The sequence below is a fragment of the Rhodovulum sp. 12E13 genome (genome assembly GCF_003340565.1).
Classification (GTDB): Bacteria; Pseudomonadota; Alphaproteobacteria; order Rhodobacterales; family Rhodobacteraceae; genus HLUCCA09.
The window spans coordinates 1-6,078 of record NZ_QPLK01000064.1 but is presented as its reverse complement, the minus strand read 5'-3'; the positions used below and the strand labels follow the sequence as shown (position 1 = coordinate 6,078).

Annotated in this window: 6 protein-coding genes; 1 reads left to right on the top strand and 5 read right to left on the bottom strand. The window is 68.6% G+C overall.

The annotated features are described in order from the left end of the window. A partial coding sequence (locus DLJ49_RS20555; RefSeq protein WP_233489361.1) for an IS1634 family transposase occupies positions 1–800 on the top strand: 800 nt, incomplete at its 5' end. A gap of 575 nt (positions 801–1,375) precedes the next feature. Here DLJ49_RS20555 and DLJ49_RS20550 read toward each other — a convergent pair. From DLJ49_RS20550 to DLJ49_RS21960, 5 genes are all read right to left on the bottom strand, one after another. Next, complete coding sequence (locus DLJ49_RS20550) at positions 1,376–2,200, bottom strand: hypothetical protein (RefSeq protein ID WP_147277381.1); 825 nt, start codon at positions 2,198–2,200, stop codon at positions 1,376–1,378. A 32-nt stretch (positions 2,201–2,232) separates the two neighbouring features. Beyond that, the gene (locus DLJ49_RS20545; protein WP_115395382.1) at positions 2,233–2,967 is read right to left on the bottom strand and encodes a class I SAM-dependent methyltransferase; all 735 of its coding nucleotides are present in this window, start codon (positions 2,965–2,967) and stop codon (positions 2,233–2,235) included. A 3-nt stretch (positions 2,968–2,970) separates the two neighbouring features. Further along, on the bottom strand, positions 2,971–4,476 hold the full coding sequence (locus DLJ49_RS20540; protein WP_115395381.1) for a hypothetical protein: 1,506 nt from the start codon (positions 4,474–4,476) through the stop codon (positions 2,971–2,973). Further along, positions 4,469–5,518, bottom strand: a complete 1,050-nt coding sequence (locus tag DLJ49_RS20535; RefSeq protein ID WP_115395380.1) for a glycosyltransferase family 2 protein — start codon at positions 5,516–5,518, stop codon at positions 4,469–4,471. Before DLJ49_RS20535 ends, DLJ49_RS20540 begins: the two co-directional genes overlap by 8 nt. Positions 5,519–5,823: 305 nt before the next feature. Next, the coding region (locus DLJ49_RS21960; RefSeq protein WP_369932913.1) for a hypothetical protein at positions 5,824–6,078 on the bottom strand (255 nt) is incomplete at its 5' end.

Genomic DNA, 6,078 nt, shown 5'->3' with positions numbered 1-6,078 from the left:
GCGCGGCCGAGGTCTTGGGAACCTCGCGCCACAGCGTCTGGCGTTGGCGGATGACCATTATCGGCGCTCTGACGCCCGAGCCCGAGAGCACGCTCGCCGGCATCGTCGAGGCTGACGAAGCCCACCACCGCCTGATCGTCGCCCACGACCCCCTGCGCGCCGAAGAGCAGTCCGACCGGCGAAGGGCCCGCATCGCCGAGCTCGAGGCCATGGCCGAGAAGATGGCCGGCAAGCTCGACGCCCAGGATGCCGGGCAGACGGCCAGGGGGCGGCGCGCCTCGGACCGCGGCGCCTACAGCCGGTTCAGCCGCGCCGTCGCCGAGGCCGAGATGACGCGCTTCCTCAAGGCCGATCTCCAGGCGGACCGCTTCAGCTGGAGCGTCGACGACGACGCTGTCGCCGAGGCCGAACTCTTCGACGGCAAGCTCGCGCTGATCACCAACGCGCCCGACCTGACGCCCGCCGAAGCTGTCGCCCGCTACCGGGCCCTCGCCGATATCGAGCGCGGCTTCCGCGTGCTGAAATCCGACATCGAGATCGCCCCCGTCCACCACCGTCTGCCCGATCGCATCCGGGCCCACGCCCTGATCTGCTTCCTCGCTCTCGTGCTCCACCGCGTCATGCGCATGAGGCTCAAGGCGAGGGACCATGCCGCCAGCCCGCGCACCGCGCTCGATCTGCTCGGCCGCATCCAGCGGCACCAGGCAAAGATCGGCGAGCGATCGGTAGACGGCCTCTCTTCCACGACCCCCGAACAGTTGGAGCTCTTCGAGACCCTGAACCTGCCCAAACCTGCCTGACGACCCGCTCGTAGTCACAAAACGGCGCATCCCGCCGCAAGGAAATCAATTGCTTATCCGTTTTGCTGTCGAACTTGGGTGAGCCATCTTGCTGGCCAACCGCTTGGCGCGGGTGGTGTGGGCGCTCATCCGGACGGGCGAGAGCTACCGGGCCGACCCGGCCTGACGAGACACGCCCGCGTGGGCCGTCTCCGAGACGGTTAGGCGCGTCACGCCGAAGGCGTGCCTCCGGCACGACGTGAGGTGATGGCGACAGGACGGCGAAACGGCAATCGGGACACCCTGTTCGGACCGGAGCACCTTGGAGTGCGTGCCATTGATCGGGATCCGAGCGCCGGCGGACTTCATCAGGGCGCGCAGCGCATCCGCTGCAGATCAGACGCCGCACACATGGCCGCGACCGACCAGACCCACCCACCGAACAACGCCCTTGCCCCGCGGGAGCCATCCACACAGGGTCCGCGAGACAATGGCAAATGCACTTCAGGCGCCACTTGCGGAGGAACGCCTTGCAGCGCGTCTCGATCTCGGCCGCGGTCTCGGCGTAGATCATGTCGCGATAGCCCGCGCTTTGCCTACGACTGAACCCGCCGCGCGGCTATGGTGCTCCCGGCTCCCAAAAAGAAACAGACCACATCCCCAAGGATCGTGATTCCACGGAAGAGCACGGCAGCGAGAAGGGCCGTTTCCGTCGGGATCATTGTTGACAGCAGAGCAACGAACGTGGCCTCTCGCACCCCAATGCCGCCGGGGGCGCCAGGCGTTGCGTACCCGGCGAGCCAGGCTGCGAGCGCCACCGCAGCCGCGAGATGGGGCGCAACTGGGGCCACCAAGGTGGTGACGGCGGCGAATGTCGCGGCGAGAACGGCCATGAAGGCCACGCCGAAGATGAGGGCGGGCGCCAGGCGCGGAAGCCACGCGGCGGCGAGACGGCGCAGCGGCCGACATGCGGCCAGCGCGATCAAGATCCCCGTCACAAGGGCAAGTCCGATGCCTTGGATTGGCTGCGGAAGGAAGGGCAGAAGGGGCAGGAGCAGCACCGCGGCAGCCACCGGCGTCAGCGCGAGTTCCAGGGCCGATGCGCGCAGGAGCGCCGCATTCGAGAGAGCGCCCCCTTGAAGCCATGCCGCGCGGCCGACGATGTGGAACACGTTTCCCGGCAGGTAGCGCGCCACGAGGGTCGCGGTATAGGACGGCCAGGTGCGCGCGCGCGGTAGCTCGCCGAACAGACCGACGATCCGGTGCCACTGCTCGGCGAGAAGGAGCATCGCGGCTCCGTAGAGCACGCCGAGCGCGGCGAGCGTGGCCCACGTCCCCGCGGGCAGGTTCCGCGCGGCGAGACTGTCACGGTAGAGCATAAGCTCCCCGCTGAGATAGGCGAGCGCGGCCACGACGAGCACGAGCCCGGCCGCCCGCGCGAGACGCCTCCACGTCATGAAGCGAGATGCCCCAGAAGTGCCGTTTCGTCCGAATGCGGCAATGCGGGCGCGCGGCCGGGGAACCTGCGGACGGGCAGACCCGCGGACGCGAGAGACGCGCGGTAGCGGCTGCGGTTCGAGTTGTCGAACACTATCAGGCCGTCCGGGGCGAGCCGTTTGAGCGCGTGCCGCAGGCATGCCGGGCGGGCGCGACCGTCCACGACCACCATGTCGAATAGCTCGCCCGGGGTGTCGATGCTGCGCGCATAGGCGGCGAAGCTTCTGCCCTCGGTGCCGGCCTTGGCCGAGCGATAGAGCGCGTTCGGATCGGGGACGGCGTCCGGTGTGACGAGGCGTAGATCGACCTTCGCGCCCTCGGGGCGTACCGCGAGTGCCGCCTGCATCCTTGCGTGCCAGTCGGCGTGATGCTCGATGCTCGTCACCTGTCCGGCGCGGCGGGACAGCCAGATTGTGCTGGCGCCCGAGCCGTATTCGAAGACTCGCGCGCCGGGCCGCCTGCGCAGGAAGCCTTCCACCCGGTCGATGGCGCGATACGTCCACCAAGGCACGTCGAGCCGGATCATCGCCTCGAGGTCATGGATCGCCGTGAGGCTGCGCAGCCAGTGCACCGTCTTCGATCGCGACGCACGCGCGTCGAGCACAGGACCAAGGCCGCTCGTCGCCATCACACGCTCGACCCTGCGCGCGGTGGCGACATAGCCCGATTTCAGAACACCTTCGACCGACATGGCTCACCTATCCTTCTCGATCAGCGGGTCGCGGCAGATCCAGGCGACGCGTTCCGCCTCCAGGCCCTTCGCCTCCGCCCGCGCCGTGCATTCGGCCGCGCTCCATTCCGCGAAGGCCGTGGCTTCATGAGTCCGCAAGTAATGCGTGTAGAACAGGGCTGTCACGGCGGAGAAGGCCAGCCCCGTGGTGCAGGCCACCGCGAGCGCCGCCCGCCGGCTGTGATCGAGGGACCGGCCCGCAACCGATACGCCCAGCAGCGCGAGCGCAGCGATCAGCGGCCAGAGATCGACATGGTAACGCAGAGTGATGGTCGGGTAGGACAACGTGACGACGCTTCCCGCGGCGACGCCCGCGAGAAGGCCCACATAGGGGGCGCCGCGCCGCCGTAGCGCGCCGAGACCGATGCCGGCCAGGAGCGTCCAGAATGTCCACAGGAACAGGATGCCGGCACTCGGTCCCTCTATGCGTCCGTAGCCGGTGCGGGGGAGTGTAGCAGCCTCGTGCAATCCGCGCGCCATCAGGTTGACCTCGGGCGCGACCAGATGGGGCGGCGCCGCGAGATACATCGCCGCGTTCGGAAGGATGCGGCCCGCGTTGAAGCGGCCATGCTCCTCGAAGGCCTGCTGCCGGGGATTGTTCGGCGCCTCCATGTCCCAGAAGGCGATGCCGTACTGGACGTCGCCTGGCGCGAAACTGCCATGGGCGGTCGTCGCGGATCCGAACTGGGCCTTGTTGACCGCCAGATAGCCAAGGCCGGCTGCTGCGAGGATCGCCAGCGCGGCAGCGATCCCGGGAAGCGCCGTGTGGCCTCTCTGCCTGAAAGCCAGCCCCATCGCAATACAGGCGGCGAGGTAGAGCCCGATCGCGAGGTTTGGCCGGGCATGGAGGGTCAGCGCGGCCAGAAGAGCGAGCACCACGACGGTGCGTGCGGTGATGCGGCCCCGCTCGGCCATGCCGGTCCAGGCCAGCGCGAAGGCGCCCGCCGCGGCATAGGCGAGGGCGATCGGCTCATGGTAGAAGGCATGGTTCGTCGCCAGCAGGAGCCCCGGCCCGCCGAGCCAGAGCGCCACTCCGAGGACGGCGAGAAATGTCGGGGCGATCGCGTGCGCCATGCCCACGCGCAGAAGCGCGCCGTGCCAGGCGGCGCTGCCCAGGGTGGCCCAGAGCCAGATCGAGACGGGCGCCAGGGAGGCCGCGCCGATCGTCACGAAGGGATCGAGCAGGAGGCGGGTAAGCAGGGGCGCCAAGCCGTGGTAGGACATGGCCGTCCCGTCCGGCCAGTAATGCCCTTCGAGCCGCAGGACGCGGGCCGGGAGGTCGAGCCGTCCCTCGTTCATGGCCAGCCAGAGCTGATCGTAGATGTCGGCGCCGAAGGCCCCTGGCGTGACCCCGACGGAGCGCAGCATCAGGGCCGCGTAGACCGTCGCACCGATCGCGGCGATGGCGGCCGCAACGGAGAACGGCCCGGTCGCCGCGCGTCGGAGAATCGGCGGCGCGAGTTCAGTCATGGCCGACCGTCGCACGCGTGCGGTGGCCTGGGGCGGGGCGGTCCGTCTTGTCCGATTCCAGCCGGCGCAGGCGGATGAGCGCCTCCTCGGTCAGGCGGCGATTGGTGCCGACGATGTCGCTGAGAAAGGCCACGACCACCGTGAAATAGCCGGCGAGCACGAGCACGCTGCCGAGGATCAGGGACTGCACGTGCCCGTCGCCCTCGCCGATGGCATAGAACCACAGAAAGCGCAGGATCGGCAGCACGCCGATGGCCCCCATGGCGAGGCCGGCCACGAGGAAGGTCTCGAGCGAGCGGTACATCAGGCAGCTGCGCAGCATGGTGACGAGCTGGCGCGAGATGAAATGCCGGGTGGTCCGGGCGAGCCGCGAGGGCCGCGGCGTGACATGGGTCTCCACCGGCACCGAGACGACGGTCAGCCCGCGCTGGCCGGCATGGATCAGTGTCTCCACCGTGTAGCTGAAGCGCGTCATCACCGTGATGCTGAGGGCCGCGTCGCGGGAATAGGCGCGGAAGCCCGTCACCGCGTCCGGGGCATCGATGCCCGACAGGACCCGCACCACGGCGCTGCCGCAGCGCTGCAGCCAGCGCTTGACCGGGGAGAAGGCCCGGTTTTCTCCAGGACGGCGGTCGCCCAGCACGATATCGGCCCGCCCCTCGGCGATCGGACGTACGAGATCGGGGATCGAGCAGCCGGAATACTGGTTGTCGCCGTCGGTGTTGACGATGATGTCCGCCCCCAGGCGCACGGCGTGTTCGATGCCAGTCTGAAAGCTCCGGGCGAGGCCCTTGTTACCCTTCTGCTGCAGGATGTGATGGACCCCGTGGCGCCGCGCGACCTCCACGGTGTCGTCGTCCGATCCGTCGTCGATCACCTGGATCTCGACGGGACCGACGCCGTCGATCAACTCTGGGATCGCCGCAAGGACCGCCGGAAGCGTCTCCGCCTCGTTGTAGCAGGGGATCTGCACGAGGACCCTGAGGCCCGGGCCGTCGCGGAAGGGATTGCGGCCATCGGCCAAGCGGATGGGGAAATTCATTCGGGTCTGCCCTCGCGTTCCGAGCCGGTTGTGCTCGCCAGGGTCATTCTGTCGAAGAATGAGAAGTTTTCATGGCCTGTTGCCGTAGATTAAGTGACCGGCCGGGCTGGTGAGGCGATTAAGTCGGGAAGCGGTAGACCTCCCTCCCGTTCGGTTTGCGGGGCTCTGTCGCCGGGCCAGGTGACGGTTACTCCGCTGCAGCGCTTGCTCGTCCCGCAAAGTCAATGTCCGCGCTTGTGGAAGTGCACTGCAGAATCTGCCCATCTTGCGAGAGCGGATGTGCGCCGACGGCACAGCCGGCGGTGTCAGCAAACCGTGTTGGTGGGGTGGCCTGAAGCGAGGAGCTTCCTGAGGATGTCGCGGTAGCTCCGGTCGGCGTTGTCACGGGCGGCGTGCCAGCGGCCGTAAGCGGCGAGGTTCTTCGACGCGGGTCCGCAGAAGGGCTGCATGAAGGCGCGGAACCGACCGATCAGGGCGTTCACGGTGTTGATGTGATGGCTGCGTGGCGTGAGCTTCGACCGCCGTCCCGCGACGAACACGAAGTGCGGGATCCGTTCGTC